Genomic DNA, 22345 nt, shown 5'->3' on the forward strand with positions numbered 1-22345 from the left:
CCCACACCCCTCGCGCGCGACCGTCGCAACGCCCGACAGGGAGGAGAGCGCCGTCATGACCGACCGTGCCCCGCAATTGGTGGAACGTCGTCTGCCCACCGAGGAGTCCAGGCAACTCGTCGCGCTCGTCCGCGACATCGCCCAGCGGGAGATCGCGCCCGGGGCGGCCGAGGAGGAGGAAGCGGGCCGGTTCCCGCGCGAGGTCTTCACCCTGCTCTCCGAATCCGGACTGCTGGGACTGCCCTACGACTCCGCCCACGGCGGCGGCGACCAGCCGTACGAGGTCTATCTCCAGGTCCTCGAAGAGCTCGCGGCCGCCCGGCTCACCGTCGGCCTCGGTGTCAGCGTCCACTCCCTCGCCTGCCACGCGGTCGCCGGATACGGCACCAAGGAGCAGCGGACCGAACACCTCCCGGCGATGCTGGGAGGGGGCCTGCTGGGCGCCTACTGCCTCTCCGAGCCCGCCGCGGGCTCCGATGCCGCCTCGCTCCGTACCAAGGCCGTACGGGACGGCGACGACTGGATCATCACCGGCACCAAGGCGTGGATCACCCACGGCGGTGTCGCCGACTTCTACACGGTCCTGGCCCGCACCGGAACCGAGGGAGCCCGCGGGATCACCGCGTTCCTGGTGCCCGGCGACGCCGAGGGGCTCGAAGCCGCCGCCCCCGAGAAGAAGATGGGGATGAAGGGCTCGCCCACCGCCCAGCTCAACTTCGACGGCGTCCGGGTCTCCGACGCGCGCCGGATCGGCGAGGAGGGCCAGGGCTTCGCGATCGCCCTGTCCGCGCTCGACTCCGGGCGCCTCGGCATCGCCGCCTGCGCGATCGGTGTCGCCCAGGCGGCCCTGACCGAAGCCGTCGGCTACGCCACCGGACGGCAGCAGTTCGGCCGCCCCATCGCGGACTTCCAGGGGCTGCGCTTCATGCTCGCCGACATGGCCACCCAGATCGAGGCGGGCCGGGCGCTCTACCTGGAGGCGGCCCGGCTCCGGGACGAGGGCAAGCCCTTCTCGCGCCAGGCGGCCATGGCCAAGCTCTTCTGCACGGACACGGCCATGCGGGTTACCGTCGACGCGGTCCAGGTGCTCGGCGGCTACGGCTACACCCTCGACTTCCCCGTCGAGAGGCTGATGCGCGAGGCCAAGGTGCTGCAGATCGTCGAGGGCACCAATCAGATCCAGCGGATGGTCATCGCGCGCCACCTCGCGGGTCCCGAGACGCGCTGACCCGCGCCGGCCGGTCCGACCACACCGGCGTCGTCATGATCCGGTTCCACTCCTGGTCGTGGCGGCCCGGCAGGGTCCGGTCCGCGCGCTCCCAATGGCTCAGCAGCGCCCGGTAGATGGGCGGATCGGCGGAGTGCGGCACGGGGCGGGACACCGACCGGGGAGTCGCGGGCCGGGGCACCGGCTGCGCACCGGGCTGCGGAACCGATTCTTCGACGGCGGGAGCGGCGAGGCGGCGACGGCCGGGACCGGCCGTTGAGTGCAGCGGGGTCATACCTGGCCAACGGCGCGGGACGGGTCCGGGTCACTGCCCGGCCGAATAGAGAGCCCGTTCGCCCCGTCCCCGGTCCTGCCGGGTCTCACCGCGGGCACCACGTCGGTCGGGCCGTCGTGGTGCGGCGCAGGGCTTCGGGCGGATGCGGAAGGCTGCCGTCAGGCGGCGTCGCGGCGCATCCGCGGCACCCGCAGCGGGCGCGAGCCGGGACCTCCGGCGTGCGAGAAGGGCTGCATCCTCCAGTCGAGCCCCTGAGGGAGCGTCAACAGCAGGCCCGTCTCCTGCTCCTGGGCGTCGAGCGTGTCGTCGGCGGGGCGCGACAGCGCCGCCGCGCGGCCCGTACCGGCGCAGACGGTCAGCACGAACGGATTCCACGGCGTCGGGCACAGCGCGTGCTCCGGCAGTACGTCCTCGTCCGCGAGCAGCGCGATCGGCTGCGCGCAGTCCGGGCAGATCACCCGGTACATCTCGAAGGTGTCGTACGCGTCGGCGACGGTGCCCTCGTCGGCGGCGTCGTTCTCGACAGGATCCGGTTCGGTGCGTCCGGTGAGCTTCAGGCTCTGCATGGGAAATTCCCCCCTCGGGTGGGCCGACCAGGCGACACGCCCTCGGCCACAGCAAGCACTTCCCTCCGCACATCGGCCGTAACCGCGAGGTGGACGGCTACCCATCCGTAAACCTGTGGCATTCGTCACATGCCCGCCGCAGTTTCCCTTCCGGAGCCCCTGCGGCTGTGCCTGGAGGGACCCGGGGCAATAGGTTGATCCGCATGGAGGAGCTGGACCGACAGATCGTGGAGTTGCTCGTCAGGGACGGGCGGATGAGCTACACCGACCTGGGCAAGGCCACGGGCCTGTCCACATCGGCCGTTCATCAGCGCGTCCGCAGGCTGGAACAGCGCGGGGTGATCCGGGGCTACGCCGCGGTCGTCGACCCCGAGGCCATCGGCCTGCCGCTCACCGCGTTCATCTCGGTGAAACCCTTCGACCCGAGCGCGCCGGACGACATCGCCGAGCGGCTGGCGGAGGTTCCGGAGCTGGAGGCGTGCCACAGCGTCGCGGGCGACGAGAACTACATCCTGAAGGTGCGCGTCGCCACACCGCTGGAGCTGGAGCACCTGCTCACCCGGATCCGCTCGCTCGCCGGTGTCTCCACCCGGACGACCGTCGTCCTGTCCACCCCGTACGAGGCCAGGCCGCCGCGGCTCTGAGGGGGCCGCGGGCCGCGCGGGTCCGGACAGGCGCGAGACTGGTCCCATGACCGAGAGCACCGCCCCCCAGAGCGAACACCGCACCGTGCTGCTGCGCGGTGGAGACGTCCACAGCCCCGCCGACCCCTTCGCCACCGCCATGGTGGTCGAACGCGGCCATGTCGCCTGGGTGGGCTCGGAAGGGGCCGCCGACGCCTTCGCGAGCGGTGTCGACGAGGTGGTCGACCTCGACGGCGCGCTGGTCACCCCCGCTTTCACCGACGCCCATGTGCACACCACGTCGACCGGTCTGGCCCTCACCGGCCTCGACCTGTCCGGCAGCCGGAGCCTCGGCGAGGCGCTCGGCCTGCTGCGCGCGTACGTGGCCGCGCACCCCGAGGACCGGGTGGTCCTCGGCCACGGCTGGGACGCCACGCGCTGGCCCGAACGGCGGGCCCCCTCGCGCGGCGAACTCGACGCGGCGGCCGGCGGCCGGCCGGTCTACCTGCCCCGGGTCGACGTCCATTCCGCGGTCGTCACCACCGCGCTGCTCGACCTCGTCCCGGGCGTCACCGGACTGACCGGCTACCACCCCGACGCCCCGCTCACCGGCGCGGCCCACCACGCGGTCCGCTCCGCGGCCCACGGCGCCGTCTCGCCGCGCCAGCGCGCCGCGGCCCAGCGCGCCGCCCTGCGGCACGCCGCCTCGCTCGGCATCGGCACCGTCCACGAGTGCGGCGGCCCCGACATCTCCGACGAGGAGGACTTCGCCGCACTGCTCAAGCTCGCCGCCGCCGAGAGCGGACCGCGGGTCTTCGGCTACTGGGCCGAGCAGGTCGCCGACGAGAAGGACGCCCGCCGGATCAGGGAGCTCGGCGCCGTCGGGGCGGCCGGCGACCTCTTCGTGGACGGCTCGCTCGGCTCGCACACCGCCTGCCTGCACGAGCCGTACGCGGACGGCGCGGCCGGCGCCACGGGCACCGCCCACCTGGACGCGGCCCGGATCGCCGCCCATGTCACCGCGTGCACCGAGGCGGGGCTCCAGGCCGGCTTCCACGCCATCGGCGACGCGGCGGTCTCCGCCGTGGTGGAAGGGGTCCGAACCGCCGCCGAGACGCTCGGCCTGCCCCGGATCCGGGGCGCCCGGCATCGCGTCGAGCACGCCGAGATGCTCACCCCCGAGACCATCGCCGCCTTCGCGGAGCTGGGCCTGACCGCCTCCGTCCAGCCCGCCTTCGACGCGGCCTGGGGCGGTGCGGAGGGCATGTACGCCCAGCGCCTCGGCGCCGAGCGGGCCAGGACCCTCAACCCCTACGCGGCGCTGCTGCGGGCCGGTGTGCCGCTGGCCTTCGGCTCCGACAGCCCGGTCACCCCGCTCGACCCGTGGGGCACCGTACGGGCCGCCGCCTTCCATCGCACGCCCGAGCACCGGATCTCCGTACGGGCGGGCTTCACCGCCCACACCCGGGGCGGCTGGCGGGCCGTCGGCCGTGACGACGCGGGCACCCTGGTGCCCGGCGCCCCGGCCGACTACGCGGTCTGGCGCACCGCTGACCTGGTGGTCCAGGCCCCGGACGACCGGGTCGCCCGCTGGTCGACGGACCCCCGCTCGGGAACGCCCGGACTGCCCGATCTCACCCCCGGCGCCGAACTGCCGGTCTGTCTGCGCACCGTGGTCCTCGGACAAACGGTCTATGCACGGCCGAACGAGTGACGTACGGACATTTCGCATCGTGGCCGGTGGCGGCCCCCGTTCCGCCGCGACCTGCGGATCTTCGCTACTGACCAGGCAACTTTCGTAAATATTGCAGGTCAGACGGCTATTGACAGAACGCGCCCACCGGCCGGTAGGTTCTGCCGGGTCCACCACAGGACGTCCGACCGGTTGAACCACCACGCAGTCGTCGAACGCCGCTGGGTCATGGGGTGGTGCGCCGCACCGGCGCACCACCCCCGACAGCCAGGTTCAGCGCCCGCGCCTCGGGGGCGAGGGAAGGTTTCAGCCGGACGGCGGTGCGACCCGGGTGGGGCCCGGACGTTCAGTAGACAACGGCTCTAGGTCGACCCGCAGCCAGCGGGTCCCAGGTCGGCCCGAAGGGCGCCGGGCCCCCATCCGTAGTTCCCGTCCGTGCTCGTACCCGTGTTTCTGTCCGTACTTCCGGCCTTCTGTCCCCGGCGGTGCCCGGCCGTGTCCGACCGCGTCGACGAGGGGGCGCCGCGCGCTCGATAAGGTGGGCACCTGCGTACGGACTTAAGGGGCAGTTAGTGAACGACGGCGGTCAGCGGCGGTACGGCCCGCTCGGCAGAATCCTGGTGATCATTCCGACCTACAACGAGGCCGAGAACATCACGCCGATCGTCAGCCGGGTGCGCGCCGCTGTGCCGGAAGCCGACATCCTGGTCGCCGACGACAACAGCCCCGACGGCACCGGCAAGATCGCCGACGAGATCGCGGCCGCGGACGGACACGTCCAGGTGCTGCACCGCAAGGGCAAGGAAGGGCTCGGCGCCGCCTACCTCGCCGGGTTCCGCTGGGGCACCGAACACGGCTACGGCGTGCTCGTGGAGATGGACGCCGACGGCTCCCACCAGCCCGAGGAACTGCCCAGGCTGCTCACCGCGCTCAAGGGCGCCGACCTGGTGCTCGGCTCCCGCTGGGTGCCGGGCGGGCGCGTGGTCAACTGGCCCAAGTCCCGCGAGATGATCTCCCGCGGCGGCAGCACCTACTCCCGGCTCCTCCTCGGGCTGCGGACCAGGGACGTCACCGGCGGCTACCGGGCCTTCCGCGCCGAGACCCTGGAGGGCCTCGGCCTCGACCAGGTCGCCTCCCAGGGCTACTGCTTCCAGGTCGACCTGGCCCGCCGTGCCGTCGAGGCCGGGTACCACGTCGTCGAGGTGCCGATCACCTTCGTCGACCGGGAGGTCGGTGATTCGAAGATGAGCCGCGACATCCTGGTCGAGGCGCTCTGGCGGGTCACGTCCTGGGGCGTCACCTCCCGTACCAACCGGGTGCTGGGCCGCAAGGCGATCTGATCCGCCGTGCCCGAGGCCCCGGCCGCGGGCACCGGACGGGACGCCATGATCACCCCCTTGTGCCACTCGGACGCCCGTACGGGCACACTGGGGACCATGACGACCGGCACACCGCACCCGACCGCCCCCAAGCGCTCCCGCGCCCGTACCTTCGTCCCCCTCGCCATCGCCGCCTGGGCGGTGCTGGAGATCTGGCTGCTCACCGTCGTGGCCGACGCGGCGGGCGGATTCACCGTGCTGCTGCTCCTGGTGGCGGGCGTCGTGCTCGGTGGAGCCGTGATGAAGCGGGCCGGGCGCCGGGCCTTCGGCAACCTCACCGAGACGCTCCAGCGGATGCCGGGGCAGCCCGGGGCCGCCGACGCCGCACCGGCCACCGGCTCGGGCGGCCGGGGCAACGGCTTCCTGATGCTCGGCGGACTGCTGCTGATGATCCCCGGGCTCGTCTCGGACGTGGCGGGGCTGCTGCTGCTCGTGCCGCCGGTCCGTGCCCGGCTCGGCCGGTACGCGGAGCGGTCGCTGGAACGCCGGATGCGGGCGGCGAGCCCCGGAAGCCTCTCCGACGCCTTCCAGCAGGCCCGGATCCACCGGCCGGACGGAAAGGTCGTGCAGGGCGAGGTCATCCGCGAGGACGGCGCACAGCCCGGCGCACGCCCCGACGAGGGCCCCCGGCCGCCACTGACCCCCTGAGGACGGTCGTGTCCGTCGGTCGCGCCGTGGCGGACCGACGGACACGCGACAGAGCCGCGGGCCGTGACCCACAATCGGTGTCACGGCCCGCGGCTCTGTCGTATCGAGGTGTTGCGCGGTCGGTCAGGCAGACTTCCTGCTGTCCCGCGGGTGAACGGCGATGTTCATGGCTCCGGAGCGCAGGACCGCCAGCCTCTCGGCGAGCACTTCCTCCAGCTCCTCGCGTGTGCGCCGCTCCATGAGCATGTCCCAGTGCGTGCGCGCAGGCTTGCCCTTCTTCTCCTCGGGGCCATCCCCGTCCACCAGGAGTGCCATGGCGCCGCACGCCTTGCACTCCCACTCCGGCGGAATTTCCGCCTCTACCGAGAACGGCATCTCAAATCGATGTCCGTTCTGGCATGCGTACTCCACCGCCTGGCGCGGGGCCAGATCGATGCCGCGGTCCGTCTCGTAGCTGGTAACCACGAGTCGCGTGCCGCGGAGAGCTCGCTCACTCATGAATCGTGCCTCCCGGGCTTGTCGCCCACAGGACAGGTGTCGCTGTCGTCGTCATCCGGTCAACGTCCGGTCGGCGGTAAAGATTCCCGTTGCGGGTCATGCGTCGCCCGTCGTGCCGCTGCTTTTTCAGGTTTCCCAGGGTTCCAAGTACCCAGCGATGCCCGGTTTGTCACATCTGGCGGAAGTTGTCACCCAACGGTTCGGCTTCTTCCGCTCGCAGTAACGGTCCTCCGGGCAGGCCAAAGGCGTACACTACCGGCCTTTCACTTCAACGTCTAAATCCGTTCCGGCACAGGATTCCCCGCGGCCGCCACCGCCTGCCGGACGGGCACCCTCGCGAGCAGTACCGAACCGACCACGAAGAAGATCACCAGCGAGATGATCGCGTCCCGGTAGCTGCCGGTCGTCTGGTACGCGAGACCGAACACCAGCGGCCCCAGCCAGCTCAGCCCGCGGTCGCTCATCTCGTACGCGGAGAAGTACTCGGCCTCCTTGCCGCGCGGCACCAGATGGGAGAAGAGCGAGCGCGACAGCGCCTGGCTGCCTCCCAGTACCAGACCGATCGCCGACGCCAGCGCGTAGAAGAAGACCGGCGCTCCGGCGGGGAGGAAGTAGCCGGCGACGAGGATCAGCGTCCAGACGACGAGCGAACCGAGGATCGTGCGCTTCGCGCCGTACACCCGCGCCAGCCGGCCCATCCCCAGCGCTCCGGCCACCGCGAGCACCTGGACCAGCAGCACCGCCGTGATCAGGGTCGTCTGTTCGAGGCCCAGCTCCTCCGAGCCGTAGATCGACGCCTGGGAGATCACCGTCTGCACGCCGTCGTTGTAGACGAGGTACGCCAGCAGGAAGGAGAGCGTCAGCGGATGGCGGCGCATGTCGCGCAGGGTGGCCAGCAGCTGCCGCCAGCCGGAGCCGACCGCTCCCTCGCCGCCCGCCGACACCCGCCGGTCGCGCAGCCGGCGCAGCGGCACGAGCGTGAAGGCGCCCCACCAGAGACCGGCCGACGCGAGACAGATCCGTACCGAGTCGGACTCGGAGAGGCCGAAGGAGTCGTGCCCCGTGTAGAGGACCAGGTCGAGGATCAGGACGAAGGCGCCCGAGGTGTAGCCGAAGGCCCAGCCGCGCGAGGAGACCGAGTCCCGCTCCTCCGGTTCGGCGATCTGCGGCAGATACGCGTTGTAGAGCACCATCGAGACCGAGACCGCGGCGTTCGCCACGATCAGCAGGAACGCGCCCAGCAGATAGCGGTCCCCGTCCAGGAAGAACATGCCGGTGGTCGCGGCGGCCCCCGTGTAGGCGGCGGCCGCGAGCAGCGGTTTCTTGCGCCCCGTACGGTCCGCGGCGGCGCCCGCGATCGGCATCACGATCACCGCGATCACGACCGACACGGAGACCGCGTAGGCGAACAGCGACCCGGCGCGGACCGGAATGCCGAGCGGGTGCACGAAGCCGTCTGCGTCGGAGGCCGCCTTGGCTATCGAGGTGAGATAGGGGCCTATGAAGACCGTCAGGACGCTCGTCGAGTAGACGGAGCAGGCGAAGTCGTAGAAGTACCAGCCGTGTTGCTCACGTCTGCGGCTCGCGGCATCGGTGGAACCCCCCGCTGGTTCCGTCGGCTCGGCGGTCTCCGCGGTCTCGGCGCTCAACCCGCATCCCCTCGTCTCTTCCCCGTGAAGTCACCGGCCCGGCCCGCGTCAGGCCCAGGCCCCCCGCTCGCTCAGCACCGTGCGCAGCGTCTCGATGTGATCGGTCATGATGCCATCCACACCGAGATCGAGGAGCGCAGCCATCCGCTCCGGCTCGTTGACGGTCCACACGTGCACCTGGAGCCCGCGGGCGTGCGCCGCGCGGACGAAGCGCCGGTCGACGACCCGGACGCCGTTCTGGCTCTCCGGCACCTGCGCGCACACCGCGCCCGCCCGCAGCGCCGCCGGTATCCCGTACGAGCGCAGCCGCAGACCCAGTACGCCCCGGACGCCGTAGGAGGTGGCGAGGCGGGGCCCGGCCAGCCGGTGCGCCCTGACGACCCGGGCCTCCGAGAACGACCCGACGCACACCCGGTCCCAGGCGTTCGCGCGGCGGATCAGCTCCACCAGCGGGACCAGCGCGGACCCGGCCTTGATGTCGACGTTCCAGCGGGCCCCGGGGAACGTCTCCAGCAGTTCCTCGAACAGCGGCAGCGGCTCCCGGCCCGCCACCCTGGCCCGCCGCACCTCGCTCCACGGCAGCTCGGCGATCCGGCCGCGGGCGTCCGTCACCCGGTCCAGGGTGGCGTCGTGGAAGGCCACCAGGCGGCCGTCCGACGTGGTGTGCACATCGGTCTCGAAATAGCGGTACCCGGCGTCCGCGGCCCGGCGGAACGCGGCCGCGGTGTTCTCGATCCCGTCCGCCGCGCCGCCCCGGTGGGCGAAGGGGATGGTCATGGGATGGTCCAGGTAGGGATGGCGTACTGAGGTCACTGCGGAAGTATGGCCTGCCCCGGTGTCCGGGCGGTGACGGCGGTGTCGCCGTCGTCCGGCGCGGGCGCGACGGCATCGTCCCCGCCGGCCCCGGCCCCCTCCGTGCCGGGCTTCCCGCCGATCGCGAAGACGCGCAGGAAGAACTGGGCGAGCGGACCGATGGCCAGGGCGTACAGGACCGTGCCCGCGCCGAGGGTGCCGCCGAGCAGGAAGCCGGTCACCACGACCGCCAGCTCGATCAGCGTCCGCACCAGCCGCACGGACCGGCCGGTGCGCAGATGCAGCCCGGTCATGAGACCGTCACGGGGCCCCGGCCCGAACCGCGCGGCTATGTACAGCCCGGTGGCGACGCCGTTGACCACGACCCCCGCGACCAGCACGGCGATCTGCGCGACCAGGCCGTGCACATCGGGCACCAGCGCGAGCGTGCCGTCCGTGGCGATACCGACGGCGAAGACGTTGGAGACGGTGCCCAGTCCCGGACGCTGCCGGAGCGGGATCCACAGCAGCAGGACGGCGGCGCCGACGACGATCGAGACGACCCCGATGGTCGCACCGGTGCGCTCGGCGAGTCCCTGGTGCAGCACGCCCCAGGGTTCGAGCCCCAGACCGGCGCGGACCAGGAGCGCGGAGCTGGCCCCGTACAGCGCGAGACCGGCGTACAGCTGGATCAGCCGACGGGTGAGGTGCGCCCCGCGAGGGGTGGCGGCGGTGGACAAGGGGTGCCCCCTGGTGTGGTGGTGGTGGACTGCCGCATGTCACTCTGTGGCAGGGGATTGGCTGCCAACTATGGCCAATCCGAGGAAGGTGGACTGATTTCCATGGCTCAGTGGACTTCGGCGGTGGGCGCCGCCCAGCTCGCCCGGCAGCTTCGGGCCCAGCAGCCGCGGCCCGCCGTGCCGGGCGCCCGCAGGCCGCCCGCCTATCGCGCGCTGGCCGACGGGATCCGGTTGCTGGTCCTCGAAGGCCGGGTGCCCGTCGCCGCCAGGCTCCCCGCCGAACGCGAACTGGCGCTCGCCCTCTCCGTCAGCCGCACCACCGTCGCCGCGGCGTACGAGGCGCTGCGCACCGAGGGGTTCCTGGAATCCCGCCGGGGCGCGGGCAGCTGGACCGCCGTGCCCGCCGGGAACCCGCTGCCCGCGCGCGGCCTGGAGCCGCTGCCCCCGGAGTCCCTCGGTTCGATGATCGACCTGGGCTGCGCCTCGCTGCCCGCCCCTGAACCGTGGCTGACCCGGGCGGTCCAGGGGGCCATCGAGGAGCTCGCGCCGTACGCCCACACCCACGGCGACTACCCGGCGGGCCTGCCCGCGCTGCGGCAGATGATCGCCGACCGCTACACCGGGCGGGGCATCCCGACCATGCCCGAACAGATCATGGTCACCACCGGTGCCATGGGCGCGATCGACGCGATCTGTCATCTCTTCGCGGGCCGCGGCGAGCGGATCGCGGTGGAGTCCCCGAGCTACGCCAACATCCTTCAGCTGATGCGGGAGGCGGGCGCCCGGCTGGTGCCGGTGGCGATGGAGGAAGGGCTCGGCGGCTGGGACATGAACCGGTGGCGGCAGGTGCTGCGGGACGCGGCACCGCGGCTCGCCTATGTCGTCGCCGACTTCCACAACCCCACCGGCGCGCTGGCCGACGAGGACCGGCGGCGCGAGCTGGTGGACGCGGCCCGCTCCGCCGGAACGGTCCTGGTCGTCGACGAGACCATGAACGAGCTCTGTCTGGACGCCGAGGTGCGGATGCCCCGCCGGGTCTGCGCCTTCGACCCGGCGGGATCCACGGTGATCACGGTCGGATCGGCGAGCAAGGCCTTCTGGGCGGGCATGCGGATCGGCTGGGTGCGCGCCGCCCCGGACGTGATCCGCAGCCTGGTGGCCGCCCGCGCCTACGCCGACATGGGCACCCCGGTCCTCGAACAGCTCGCCGTGAACTGGCTGATGCGTACCGGTGGCTGGGAGGAGGCCGTGCAGGTCCGCCGTGAACAGGCCCGGGAGAACCGGGACGCGCTCGTCGCCGCGGTCCGCCGGGAGCTGCCCGACTGGGAGTTCTCCGTCCCGCGCGGCGGCCTGACGCTCTGGGTGCGCACCGGCGGCCTCTCCGGCTCCCGGCTGGCGGTGGCCGGGGAGCGGGTCGGTGTCCGGGTCCCGTCCGGTCCCCGGTTCGGGGTCGACGGCGCCTTCGAGGGATACGTACGGCTGCCGTTCACGGTCGCGGGGCCGGTCGCGGACGAGGCGGCGGCGCGGCTCGCGGCGGCGGCCCAGCTGGTCGGCTCGGGGGCGGGCGCGGGGATCGAGGCGCCGCGGACGTTCGTCGCCTGACCGGAGCCGGAGCCGGAGCCGGAGCCGGGCCGGGGCCGTTCAGTCGGTGACGGCCAGGCCCTCGACGGCCACGGCCGCGGTGCGCGGCGGCGCCGGGTCCGGGACGCCCGCACCGGCCGGCACGGCCGCCTCGACCGCCGTGTGCCGTTCGGGGAGCAGCCCGAGGACCGCCTGCCGCTGCGCCTCGCCCGTTGCCTCGTCGTACGGATCGGGCGTGGCCGGGACCTGGAGGCGCAGCACCGGTCCGGTGCCCAGGCGGGCGTATCCCCGGCCTGGCGGGACGTCGGGGGCCGGGGTGGTGTGCGGCTCGGTGCCGAGCACCGACTCCACCTGCTCGCGGGAGCAGTGGCCGAGCACGACCCGGGCCCGGCAGTGGGTGCGTACCGTCTCGCCGAGGGCGTCCAGGCTGTCGAACTGGTCGGTGAGGACCACGGTGACACCGGCCGCCCTGCCGTGCCGCAGCGGCACCTGGAGCAGTTCCTGGGGGTCCTGCCTGCCGTCGGCGGCGGCCAGATGGGCGAGGACGCCGGGCCGGTCCAGCAGGATCCAGAGCGGGCGCCTGATGTCGTCGGGCACGGGGTGGCCCGCCTGCCGGGCCCGGTTCGCGCCGATGAGCCGCCGTTCCGTCTCGTGGGCCGCCCATTCCAGGGTGGCCAGCGCGCCGGTCAGGCCGCACTCCACGGCCAGCACGCCGTCGCGCCCGGTCAGACAGGCGTACTCGCCGGTTCCGCTGCCGTCGACGATCAGGATGTCGCCGTGCTGGAGCGCCTGGAGGGCGATGGAGCGCGTCAGGGTCGTGGTGCCGCTGCCGGGCTGCCCGATCACCAGCAGATGCGGTTCGGTGGAGCGGGCGCCGGTCCGCCAGACGACCGGAGGGACGTCGCGGGTGGTGTCGCCGTCGTGCACCGGAACCGTGCGCTGCACCGCGTCGCCGTCGGTGAAGCCCAGTACGGTCTCGCCGGGGGCGGTGACGAAGCGCTGGGCGCCGATCGAGGTGGGCAGGGCGCCGAGGACGGTCATGACGAGATGGTTGCCCTCCTCGTCCCAGGCGAAGTGGTACTCGCGGCCGCGGCCGGACTTGGCGTGGAGCAGCCGCTCGATGCGGGCGCGCGAGGCGGCCTCGCCGTCGGTGAAGTAGGCGGGGTACGCGACCTGGAGACGGGTCGGCCGCCCGTCGCCGTCGAACTCGTACCCGCTGAAGACCTTCTCCCAGTCGCCGCCGTGGGAGAACAGCGGAGCGGGGTCGTCGGCCACCGAGAAGTACGGCACGAGCGCCTCGTACAGCGACCGCAGCCGTGCCGTCTCCGCCTCGTCGGGACCGGTCTTCACGGGGGTCCGCTCCCGCCCCGTCCAGGCGGCGGCCGCCATCACCGTCACCAGGGCGATCAGCCCCCCGTACGGCATGAGCGCGAAGGCGAGGAGGCAGGCCGCGACGAGGAACAGCGCGGGGCCACGCTTGTCCTTGGGCGTCGCGGCCCACTTCTGCCGTCCGGCTCCGGCCAGCAGCCGCAGACCACGCGTGATCGTGATCAGCGGTTGGAGGACGTCCGTGGCGTTGTCGGCGGCCGTGCGCGCGAACTCGCGACTGCGAGTGATCGAGGCGCTGCCGCTGCTCAGAATGCGGGGGAGTGGTCGCCGGGCCACGTCGGTCTCCTGAAGGGGTGGGAGCGGTCGCGGAGGGTCAGAACTTGATCCCGCCCAGGAGGCCGGCGAGACTCGCGCCGCCCGCGGTGATGCTCGGTGCGATGGCCGTGCCTGCCAGGTAGAAACCGAACAGGGCGGTGACGAGGGCGTGCGAGGCCTTGAGGCCGTCCTTCCTGAAGAACAGGAAGACGATGATGCCGAGAATGACGACGCCTGACATGGACAGGATCATGAGTGCTCTCCTGGTTGGGGGGACGGTCACCATGAGTCCTTCCAGGTTCACCGGAAGTATCTATACGATAAAAGCTGCATTTGGGTGAAAAGTCGTTATTTTCACTTGAATGGCCTCCCGGGTGCTCCCGACGGGGCGGCGAGGGCGGTGTCGCACACCGTTCCGCCGCGCCCTTCGTGATCCTCTGCCACGGGTGGGGCCGGGTCATGTGCCCGGTCGGGCAGTACCCTGTCGGTTCACTCGTACGGCCCCCACGGCGTACGCCCCGGCAGGTCGACAGTGGTGAAACCGGTTAATGGAAGGCGGTCCGTCCGATGAGCGAAACCCCCGATCCCGAGGTGGTCGAGCTGGCGACGAAGGTCTTCGATCTCGCCCGCCGCGGTGAGACCGAGGCGCTCGCCGCGTACGTCGACGCGGGCGTCCCCGCGAACCTCACCAACGACCGGGGCGACTCGCTGCTGATGCTCGCCGCCTACCACGGGCACGCCGCCGCCGTCACGGCCCTCGTCGGCCGCGGCGCCGATCCGGACCGGGCCAACGACCGCGGACAGACGCCGCTCGCCGGTGCCGTTTTCAAGGGGGAGGACGCGGTGATCCGGGCGCTGCTCTCCGCGGGCGCCGATCCGGCCGCGGGAACGCCCTCCGCGCTCGACACGGCCCGCATGTTCGGCAAGGCCGACCTGCTGGAACTCTTCGGTACCCGCTGACCGGGTACGCCGTAAATGTGGTCGCGGTGGCGAAATGGCTGGGTCATCATGACGTCGCGGGCCCGGTTCCGGGCCACCGACGAGAGGCAGAGGAAGATGGTCTACACCAAGCAGAAGACGGCGGTCGGCCGATCATGTTGCTGCGCGGCGTAGTGCCCACCCGGCACTTGGAACTGCACAGTCCCGGTTGCGTCGACAGCTTGATGTGAGGCTTTTTCCATGTTTGATCCGTTCATAGCGCCGAGCGGCACCCTGCTCGGTCTGCTGCAGAGGGGCCGCGGCGACGGCACGCTCCACGCGCTCGCCGCACCACGCCCCGAGGCCCTGGCGGCTCTCAACCACTGCGTCCTGAGCGATCCGCGTCACGACTGGCAGGTGGAGAACCGCTCCCTCTACTACGCGCGCCTGTATCTCGACCTCGACGGAGGAATCGAGGAGATCGAACGCCACCTGTTCGATCCCGACGACCACCTCGACACCGACGACTCGCGCACCGGGCTGGCCCTCGCCGTGCTCGGCCACCTCGCCTCCTACGGGCGCGGCGACGCCCTGGCGCTGCTGCGCCGGTACGCCGCGACCGGCGCCAACTGGGCCTGGGCCCTGGACGAGCTCGCCCTCCGCGACGACGACGCGGGGCTGCGCGCCCTCGCCGAACCCGTGCTCGGCCGGTTCCCGGCCACGGCGGAGGGCGCCGCCGAGCTGGCCGCCGTCGTACGGGACGCCTACGAGCCCCGCCCCTGGCGGCTCTGGGCGGACGACCCGCGCGAGTCGGTCGGCGCCAGGGTCAGGGCCGCCTCCGAACAGGGCTCCTTCGACCGCTGGCAGCGCCAGATGAGGCCCGGCGGGCCCCGTCCGGGCTGGAGCGTCCAGGCGGTCTTCGACTGGGCCCAGCAGGGACTCGAACGCGGCACCGCCCTCCATGTGCCGGCCGCCCGCTGCCTCACGGCCGTCGCCGGCCCCGAGGACCGGCCCACCATCGTCGAGGCCGCCCGCAGCGGACCCGAGGGTGCCCGTTGTGCCGCGCTGCACTACCTGGCCGAGGCCAGGGACCCGGCCGTCCTCGACCTGATCGAGACCGGCGCGGTCAGCCCCTCGCGCACCGTCGCCGACGCGGCCGTCACCGCCTTCGAGCGGATGTGCGGCGACGCGGCGGTGGACCGTGCCCGGGGCTGGGCCCGGCGCCCCGACGCGCTCGGTGCCTCCGCGGCCGGTGTGCTGGCCTGCCGGGGCGGTGCCCAGGACTCCCCGGTGGTCCTGGCCGCACTCCGCGAGGCCGTACGCGGCCAGGGACCGGACGCACCGTCCCTGTGGACCCTGGTCGACGGCGCGGGGCGGCTGGGCATCGGCTGCGCCGCTCCCGTATTGCGCCATGTGTACCGGGAGACGTCCTCGTCGCATCTGCGCGGCCGGACGGCCCGCGCACTGGCGGCCACCGACCCTTCCTTCGCCACCGGATTCGCCGTCGAGTGCCTGTGGGACTGCGAGGAGACCACCCGCGAGGTCGCCGCTCTCCACGCGGAGACCGGGGACATCAGAGTCGCCGAGCGACTCCGCCGCCTCGCCGCCGACCCGGCCGAGGAGGCCGAGGTGCAGACGGCGGTGCGCAGCCGGATCGGGCCCGACACCCCTGCGGCCTGACCGGACGGCAACAGCGACGCGCGTCGGGGGGCGCGCGGCGCACCACGGGCGGCCCCGCCCACAAGCCCCGGACGGACGGCCCGACCCCGATTCCCGGATGGACGGCCCGACCCCGAGTCCCGGATGGACGGCCCGACCCCGATTCCCGATTCCCGATTCCCGATTCCCGATTCCCGGGTCCCGAGTCCCCGAGGAGGGAGACCGGCGACGCCCGGCCCCGCTCACGGGACGTTCCCGTTCCCCGTTCCCGTTAATGGTTCCCCGTTCCCGGTTCCCCGGACGGAACGATCCGAGCCGACCCGGCCATGTCCGGCGCGGTGAGAACACGGCACGTGTGCCGTCATCGTCACCGAATCCTTCCCGTCCGACGTCGACAGCGCGGCCCACCACGCCCTGCGACGCCACACGCCCTGCGACGCCACACGCTCTGCGACGACACACCTCCTGCGACGGCCCGGCGCTCCGCCCGCCGTGGCCACGAACCGGTCTTCGCCGCCCCAACCCACCGCCGGAGCGGCGACCGTCCCGTCCGGATCGCCCCGGCCCCGGGCCCGGCGCGTGGCGCGCGCCCTTCTGCGCGGCGCCCCTCCGTTCCGCTCCCCGGCCGCCCACGGACGCCGGACCCGGCCCGTCCGTGGCACCGGCCCCCGGCACGCGCGCGCCTCGACCGCGCACACCTCGACCGCGCGCCGGGGAGGCTCCGCGGACCGCACCGGCCGCCGCACCGCCGCGCGATGGCCGGGAACGGCGGAACGGGCCGCGCCGTCGGGGCCGACGGCCGTGGCGCGGGCCAGAATGGGGGGATGACGGGACGCTGGGAGTTCTGGATCGACCGGGGCGGGACGTTCACCGATGTCGTGGGGCGGGATCCGGGCGGGCGGCTGGTCACCCGCAAGCTGCTCTCGCACGACCCGGACCGCTACCGCGACGCCGCCGTGGCCGGGATCCGGGCGCTGCTCGGCCTCGGCCCCGACGAGCCGGTCCCGGCCGACCGGGTCGCCGCGGTCCGGATCGGCACGACGGTCGCCACCAACGCCCTGCTGGAACGGCGCGGCGAGCCGACCGTCCTGGTCATCACGGAAGGCTTCCGGGACGCCCTGCGCATCGCGTACCAGAACCGGCCGCGCCTCTTCGACCGCCGCATCCTGCTGCCCGAGGCCGTCTACGAGCGGGTGATCGAGGTGCCCGAGCGGATCGACGCCCACGGCGAGGTCGTCGTGCCCCTGGACCGGGAGGCGGTCGCCGGGCGGCTGAGGGCCGCCGGCGCCGACGGGCTGCGCAGCGCGGCCGTCGTCCTGATGCACGGCTACCGCCACCCCCGACACGAGAGCGCCGTGGCCGAGGCCGCCCGCGAGGCGGGCTTCACCCAGGTCAGCTGTTCGCACGAGGTCAGCCCGCTGATCAAGCTCGTACCGCGCGGCGACACCACCGTCGTCGACGCCTACCTCTCGCCGATCCTGCGCCGCTACGTCGACGAGGTCGCCGCCGAACTCGACGGCATCCGGCTGATGTTCATGCAGTCCAACGGCGGGCTGCGCGAGGCCTCCCACTTCCGGGGGAAGGACGCGGTGCTCTCCGGCCCCGCCGGTGGCGTGGTGGGCATGGCCCGCACCTCCGAACAGGCCGGATTCGGCCGGGTCATCGGCTTCGACATGGGCGGCACGTCCACCGATGTGTCCCACTACGCGGGCGAGTTCGAGCGCGAGCTCGGCACCCAGGTCGCCGGGGTGCGGATGCGCGCCCCGATGATGAGCATCCACACCGTCGCGGCCGGCGGCGGCTCCGTCCTGCACTTCGACGGCCGACGCCAGCGGGTCGGACCCGACTCGGCGGGCGCGGTCCCCGGCCCGGCCTGCTACCGCCGGGGCGGTCCGCTGACCGTCACCGACGCCAATGTGATGCTCGGCCGGATCCAGCCCGCCCACTTCCCGGCCGTCTTCGGACCCGACGGAGACCTCCCGCTCGACGCGGCGCTGGTCCGCGAACGCTTCGACGCGCTCGCCGACGACGTGACCCGCGCCACCGGGACACGGCGCACCGCCGCCGAGACCGCCGCCGGGTTCCTGGAGATCGCCGTGCTCAACATGGCGAACGCGGTCAAGAAGATCTCCGTGCAGCGCGGGCACGACATCACCCGCTACGCCCTGACCGGCTTCGGCGGCGCCGGTGGCCAGCACGTCTGCGCCGTCGCCGACTCGCTCGGCATCGACACGGTCCTCGTACCACCGTTGGCGGGCGTGCTGTCCGCGTACGGCATCGGCCTCGCCGACACCACCGCGATGCGCGAGCAGTCGGTGGAGGCCGAACTGGACGAGGCGACCCGCGCCTCGGTGGGCCGGCTCTGCGACGGACTGGCCGCCCGGACCCGCGCCGAACTGCGCGCCGACGACGTCCCCGACCACGCGATCAGCACCCGGGCCCGCGTACTGCTCCGCTACGCCGGTACGGACGCGAGCCTGCCCGTCGACCTGGACACCGCACCCGCCATGGCCGAGGCGTTCGCCGCCGAGCACCGGGCACGCTACGCGTTCACCATGGACAAACCCCTGGTCGTCGAAGCGGTGTCGGTCGAGGCGACCGGGACCGCGGACCGGCACGCTCCGCGCCCGGCCGGGCCCCCGCCCCCCGCGGGCGCGAAGCCCCGTCCGCACGACACCGTGCGGATGTTCACCGAGGGCCGCTGGCAGGAGACCCCGCTGCACCGCCGGGAGGAGCTGCGGCCCGGGGACACCGTGACCGGCCCCGCGATGATCGCCGAGGCGGACGCCACCACCGTCGTCGACCCGGGCTGGCAGGCCGTCCCCGCCGACACCGGCCATCTGCTGCTCACCAGGGTCCGCCCGCGCCCGGACCGCACGGCCGTCGGCACCCGGGTCGACCCCGTCATGCTGGAGGTCTTCAACAACCTCTTCATGTCGATCGCCGAGCAGATGGGAGTGCGCCTGGAGAACACGGCCCACTCCGTCAACATCAAGGAGCGGCTCGACTTCTCCTGCGCGCTCTTCGACGCGGACGGCAACCTGATCGCCAACGCCCCGCACATCCCCGTCCACCTCGGCTCGATGGGGGAGTCCATCAAGGAGGTGCTGCGGCGCAACGCCGGCACGATGCGCCCCGGTGACGCGTACGCGGTCAACGATCCGTACCACGGCGGCACCCATCTGCCCGACGTGACCGTGGTGACACCGGTGTTCGACGAGACCGGCGGCGAACGGCCCCGGCTGCGCTTCCTGGTGGCCTCCCGGGGGCACCACGCCGAGATCGGCGGCATCACCCCCGGCTCCATGCCCGCCTTCAGCCGCACCGTCCACGAGGAGGGCGTGCTGTTCGACAACTGGCTGCTGGTACGCGACGGCAGGTTCCGCGAGGACGAGACGCGCGAACTGCTCACCGCCGCCGCGTATCCGTCCCGCGACCCGGAGACCAACCTCGCCGACCTGCGCGCCCAGATCGCCGCCAACGAGAAGGGCATCGCCGAACTCCGGCGCATGGTCGACCAGTTCGGCCCCGAAGCCGTCGCCGCGTACATGGGACACGTGCAGGACAACGCCGAGGAGTCCGTCCGCCGGATCCTCGCCGGACTCCACGACGGCGCCTACCGCTACGAGACCGACAACGGCGCGGTCATCGAGGTCGCCCTCACCGTCGACCGGGCCGCCCGCAGCGCGATCGTCGACTTCACCGGCACCTCACCGCAGCAGCCCGGCAATTTCAACGCGCCGAGATCCGTGGTCATGGCGGCCGTGCTGTACGTCTTCCGGACCCTGATCGCCGAGGACATCCCCCTCAACAGCGGCTGCCTCAAACCCCTGGAGGTCCGCATTCCGGAAGGCACCATGCTGGCCCCCGTCCACCCGGCGGCCACCGTCGCGGGAAACGTGGAGACGTCCCAGGCCGTCACCGGCGCCCTCTACGGAGCCCTCGGCATCCAGGCCGAGGGCTCGGGCACCATGAACAACCTCACCTTCGGCAACGAACACGTCCAGTACTACGAGACCGTGGCCAGCGGCTCGGGCGCGGGCGAGGACTTCGACGGCGCCGACGCCGTTCAGACCCACATGACCAACTCCCGCCTCACCGACCCCGAAGTCCTCGAATGGCGCTACCCCGTCCTGCTGGAGAGCTTCCGGGTGCGCGAGGGCAGCGGGGGCGGCGGGCGCCGGCACGGCGGCTGCGGCGTGGAGCGGCGGCTCCGCTTCCTGGAACCCGTCACCGTGGCCCTGCTCTCCGGCCACCGCCGGGTCCGGCCGTACGGAATGGCGGGCGGCGAACCCGGCGCGCTCGGGGACCAGCACGTCGAGCACCCGGACGGCCGGGCGGACACACCGCTGCGCGGCTGCGACACCGCCGAGCTGGAGCCGGGGGACGTCCTGGTGCTGCGCACCCCGGGCGGCGGGGGCTACGGAACCCCGGAGCCGGGCCGCGAGGACCGTACCGGAGGCGACGGGGCACAGCGGTGACGCGGGGTCGCTTCTGCGCCGTTTCGACCGTTGTCGGTGCGAGGACCTAATCTGTGCAGCGTGACTTCGCCTGCCTACATGGACAACGCTGCGCCCCAGCTCAGCGCGGGGCCGCGGCCCGCCCCGGGCCCGGCCGCCGACGAGGGGCTCTCGCGGCGGCTGCGCGCGCTCGCCTGCACGGCGCCGCTGCACGACCTCGATGTCCGCAAGGCGAATCTGGCCGGTGAGTACACGGTCTACGCGATGGCCGAGGTCGCCCTCGCCGCGATCGACCTCGTCACCCTCAACATGGACTTCGACACGGGTGCCGACCACGACCAGATAGTGACCAGGCTGCTTCCCCGCGTCGCCGCCCAGGCCCCGGGACGGCCCGTGGCCGAGCACGAGCGGGTCGCGCGCTGGGTGCTGGAGAACCTGATCAACGTCGGCAGCGTGGACCGCGGATTCCGCGCGGTGTACGGCACGTTCGGCCCCGACGGGGTGTACGTCCGCCGGGACTACGACTTCAAGCTGATCGAGGAGGTCCCCGGCTACGGCGGCACCGTCTACCTCCGGGCCACCGACGAAGCGGTCAACGTCCTGGTCGGCGCCCTCGACACGGACGTCACCAGCGCCCAGATCGCCGCCGAGGTGAAGCTGGAGGTCCTCATCAGCCGGGGCCGCCTCGCGGATGCCCAGCTCGCCGCCGAGCAGGCCCGCTACCGCACCGTGCAGTACGCGGAGACCCTCCGCAAGACGCTGGAGGCCACCCGGCGCAACGTCCGCGCCGTCGACTGGTTGAACGCGGTCCCCGACATGATCGCCGAGGCGCTGGACCACGTCGCCGACCGCTACCGCCACGAGAACGCCATCCTCACCAACATCCGCAAGGCGCGCGACGAGGCGGAGGAGCCCGAGCACAAACGCCGCGCCGCCGAGCTCGTCGACATCGTCAAGGACTGTATCCGCCGCCACACCCAGCTCCAGTCCCGCCTGCTGGAAGCCGGCCCGCTGTTCCGCGCCGAGCAGGACCGGCAGGCCTTCGCCACCCCCACGGCCCGCACCGGCCTCGACCTCTACGGCCAGCTGGTCGCCCCGCTGCTGCCGCTCCCCGTCGAACAGGCGATCCGCGTCACCGACGCCTTCTTCGCCCACGGCACCGGGCTGCGCACCCCCACCTCGGTACGGGTGGGCGACCTGGTCGACCTGCTGCTCACCCCGCCCCTGGAGCGGGAACACCTGGGCGCTGAGATGCCCGAGCCCGATCTGATCGCCACCCCCGACGACAGCCGCTTCAGCGAGGAGCAGCTCGCCGGTGCCATGGAGCTCCTCGATCTGGAGCACGACGCCCCGCGCAGACTCTCCGGACTCCTCGCCGAGGCCCGGCGCCGCGATCCCGAACTGCCCTATCTCGTCGCCCTGCTGGCGGTGCACGCCGCGAGCCCCCCGGTCGGCACCGCCTACCGGCAGGGCGAGAGACGGCTGCTGTTCTCCGTCGACGACGGCACGCAGCTCGACGACCCGGAGTTCGGCGGCGCGGACCTGATCGTGGGTACGGCCCTGCTGGACGCGGCCGGGATGGCCGCCGACCGCTCGGAGGCGTCATGAACCGCACGGCAGCACCCACGGCCCCCCGGCCGACGCCCCGGCAACTCCCCGCACGCACCCGCGCCCGCACCACCGGCCCCGGCCGTATCGCGCCGCCGTGCTCGGGGCCTGCCCGTATCGAACCGCTGTACAAGGGCCCCACCCACGTCGCCCTGTCGGGCCCGCGCCCCGCACGCGTCGCGCCGTCGGCCCCGTGCCCCGGCCGTATCGCGCCGCCGTGCTCGGGGCTTGCCCACGTCGCCCAGTCGGGCCCGCGCCCTGCCCGCGTCGCGCCGTCGGCCCCGTGTCCCGGCCGTATCGCGCCGCCGTGCTCGGGGCCTGCCCGTATCGAACCGCTGTACAAGGGCCCCACCCACGTCGCCCTGTCGGGCCCGCGCCCCGCACG

The 22345-nt window shown here is 73.0% G+C and carries 17 protein-coding genes; 10 read left to right on the forward strand and 7 right to left on the reverse strand.

Annotated features, from left to right (window positions below):
* Positions 1 to 55: 55 nt before the first annotated feature.
* Positions 56 to 1228, forward strand: coding sequence for an acyl-CoA dehydrogenase family protein (locus ACFVFH_RS33600; protein ID WP_383776072.1), 1173 nt, complete (start codon positions 56 to 58; stop codon positions 1226 to 1228).
* 432 nt (positions 1229 to 1660) lie between these two features.
* Here ACFVFH_RS33600 and ACFVFH_RS33605 read toward each other — a convergent pair whose 3' ends face one another.
* A complete protein-coding gene (locus ACFVFH_RS33605) occupies positions 1661 to 2068 on the reverse strand; it encodes a hypothetical protein (RefSeq protein WP_383776074.1) in 408 nt (135 codons plus the stop codon).
* Between the two features lie 203 nt (positions 2069 to 2271).
* Between ACFVFH_RS33605 and ACFVFH_RS33610 the strand changes: the two genes are divergently transcribed.
* The 4 genes from ACFVFH_RS33610 (at position 2272) to fxsA (ending at position 6411) form a co-directional block, all read left to right on the forward strand.
* Positions 2272 to 2712, forward strand: coding sequence for an Lrp/AsnC family transcriptional regulator (locus ACFVFH_RS33610; RefSeq protein WP_383776077.1), 441 nt, complete (start codon positions 2272 to 2274; stop codon positions 2710 to 2712).
* 46 nt (positions 2713 to 2758) lie between these two features.
* Positions 2759 to 4405, forward strand: a complete 1647-nt coding sequence (locus ACFVFH_RS33615; protein WP_383776079.1) for an amidohydrolase — start codon at positions 2759 to 2761, stop codon at positions 4403 to 4405.
* 551 nt (positions 4406 to 4956) lie between these two features.
* Entirely contained in the window at positions 4957 to 5724 is a 768-nt protein-coding gene (locus tag ACFVFH_RS33620) for a polyprenol monophosphomannose synthase (protein ID WP_383776081.1), read from the forward strand.
* A gap of 96 nt (positions 5725 to 5820) precedes the next feature.
* Entirely contained in the window at positions 5821 to 6411 is a 591-nt protein-coding gene (gene fxsA, locus ACFVFH_RS33625; protein ID WP_383776084.1) for an FxsA family membrane protein, read from the forward strand.
* A gap of 123 nt (positions 6412 to 6534) precedes the next feature.
* Here the strand turns inward: fxsA and ACFVFH_RS33630 are convergent, their stop codons facing one another.
* The 4 genes from ACFVFH_RS33630 to ACFVFH_RS33645 form a co-directional block, all read right to left on the reverse strand.
* The gene (locus tag ACFVFH_RS33630; protein WP_007262928.1) at positions 6535 to 6909 is read right to left on the reverse strand and encodes an RNA polymerase-binding protein RbpA; all 375 of its coding nucleotides are present in this window, start codon (positions 6907 to 6909) and stop codon (positions 6535 to 6537) included.
* Positions 6910 to 7184: 275 nt separating this feature from the next.
* Positions 7185 to 8558 (reverse strand): MFS transporter, encoded by a 1374-nt coding sequence (locus ACFVFH_RS33635; protein ID WP_383776087.1) that lies wholly within the window; start codon positions 8556 to 8558, stop codon positions 7185 to 7187.
* A 48-nt stretch (positions 8559 to 8606) separates the two neighbouring features.
* Positions 8607 to 9371: a glycerophosphodiester phosphodiesterase gene (locus ACFVFH_RS33640; RefSeq protein ID WP_383776090.1), complete on the reverse strand. Its 765-nt coding sequence runs from the start codon at positions 9369 to 9371 to the stop codon at positions 8607 to 8609.
* Entirely contained in the window at positions 9368 to 10090 is a 723-nt protein-coding gene (locus ACFVFH_RS33645) for a YitT family protein (RefSeq protein ID WP_383776092.1), read from the reverse strand. Before ACFVFH_RS33645 ends, ACFVFH_RS33640 begins: the two co-directional genes overlap by 4 nt.
* A 102-nt stretch (positions 10091 to 10192) precedes the next feature.
* Between ACFVFH_RS33645 and ACFVFH_RS33650 the strand changes: the two genes are divergently transcribed.
* On the forward strand, positions 10193 to 11692 hold the full coding sequence (locus ACFVFH_RS33650) for a PLP-dependent aminotransferase family protein (protein WP_383776095.1): 1500 nt from the start codon (positions 10193 to 10195) through the stop codon (positions 11690 to 11692).
* Between the two features lie 39 nt (positions 11693 to 11731).
* On the opposite strand, the gene ACFVFH_RS33655 is transcribed toward ACFVFH_RS33650, so the two are convergent.
* Both ACFVFH_RS33655 and ACFVFH_RS33660 read right to left on the reverse strand, forming a co-directional pair.
* A complete protein-coding gene (locus tag ACFVFH_RS33655; protein WP_383776097.1) occupies positions 11732 to 13336 on the reverse strand; it encodes a hypothetical protein in 1605 nt (534 codons plus the stop codon).
* Positions 13337 to 13373: 37 nt separating this feature from the next.
* Entirely contained in the window at positions 13374 to 13568 is a 195-nt protein-coding gene (locus ACFVFH_RS33660) for a hypothetical protein (protein ID WP_018103962.1), read from the reverse strand.
* Between the two features lie 314 nt (positions 13569 to 13882).
* On the opposite strand from ACFVFH_RS33660, the gene ACFVFH_RS33665 reads away from it, so the two are divergent.
* From ACFVFH_RS33665 to ACFVFH_RS33680, 4 genes are all read left to right on the forward strand, one after another.
* Entirely contained in the window at positions 13883 to 14275 is a 393-nt protein-coding gene (locus tag ACFVFH_RS33665; RefSeq protein WP_383776100.1) for an ankyrin repeat domain-containing protein, read from the forward strand.
* Positions 14276 to 14494: 219 nt separating this feature from the next.
* The gene (locus ACFVFH_RS33670) at positions 14495 to 15913 is read left to right on the forward strand and encodes a HEAT repeat domain-containing protein (RefSeq protein WP_383776103.1); all 1419 of its coding nucleotides are present in this window, start codon (positions 14495 to 14497) and stop codon (positions 15911 to 15913) included.
* Between the two features lie 803 nt (positions 15914 to 16716).
* Positions 16717 to 20373, forward strand: a complete 3657-nt coding sequence (locus tag ACFVFH_RS33675; RefSeq protein ID WP_383776105.1) for a hydantoinase B/oxoprolinase family protein — start codon at positions 16717 to 16719, stop codon at positions 20371 to 20373.
* 60 nt (positions 20374 to 20433) lie between these two features.
* Positions 20434 to 21960 (forward strand): hypothetical protein, encoded by a 1527-nt coding sequence (locus ACFVFH_RS33680; protein ID WP_383776107.1) that lies wholly within the window; start codon positions 20434 to 20436, stop codon positions 21958 to 21960.
* Positions 21961 to 22345 lie beyond the last annotated feature (385 nt).

The organism is Streptomyces sp. NPDC057697 (assembly GCF_042799335.1).
Taxonomy (GTDB): domain Bacteria; phylum Actinomycetota; class Actinomycetes; order Streptomycetales; family Streptomycetaceae; genus Streptomyces.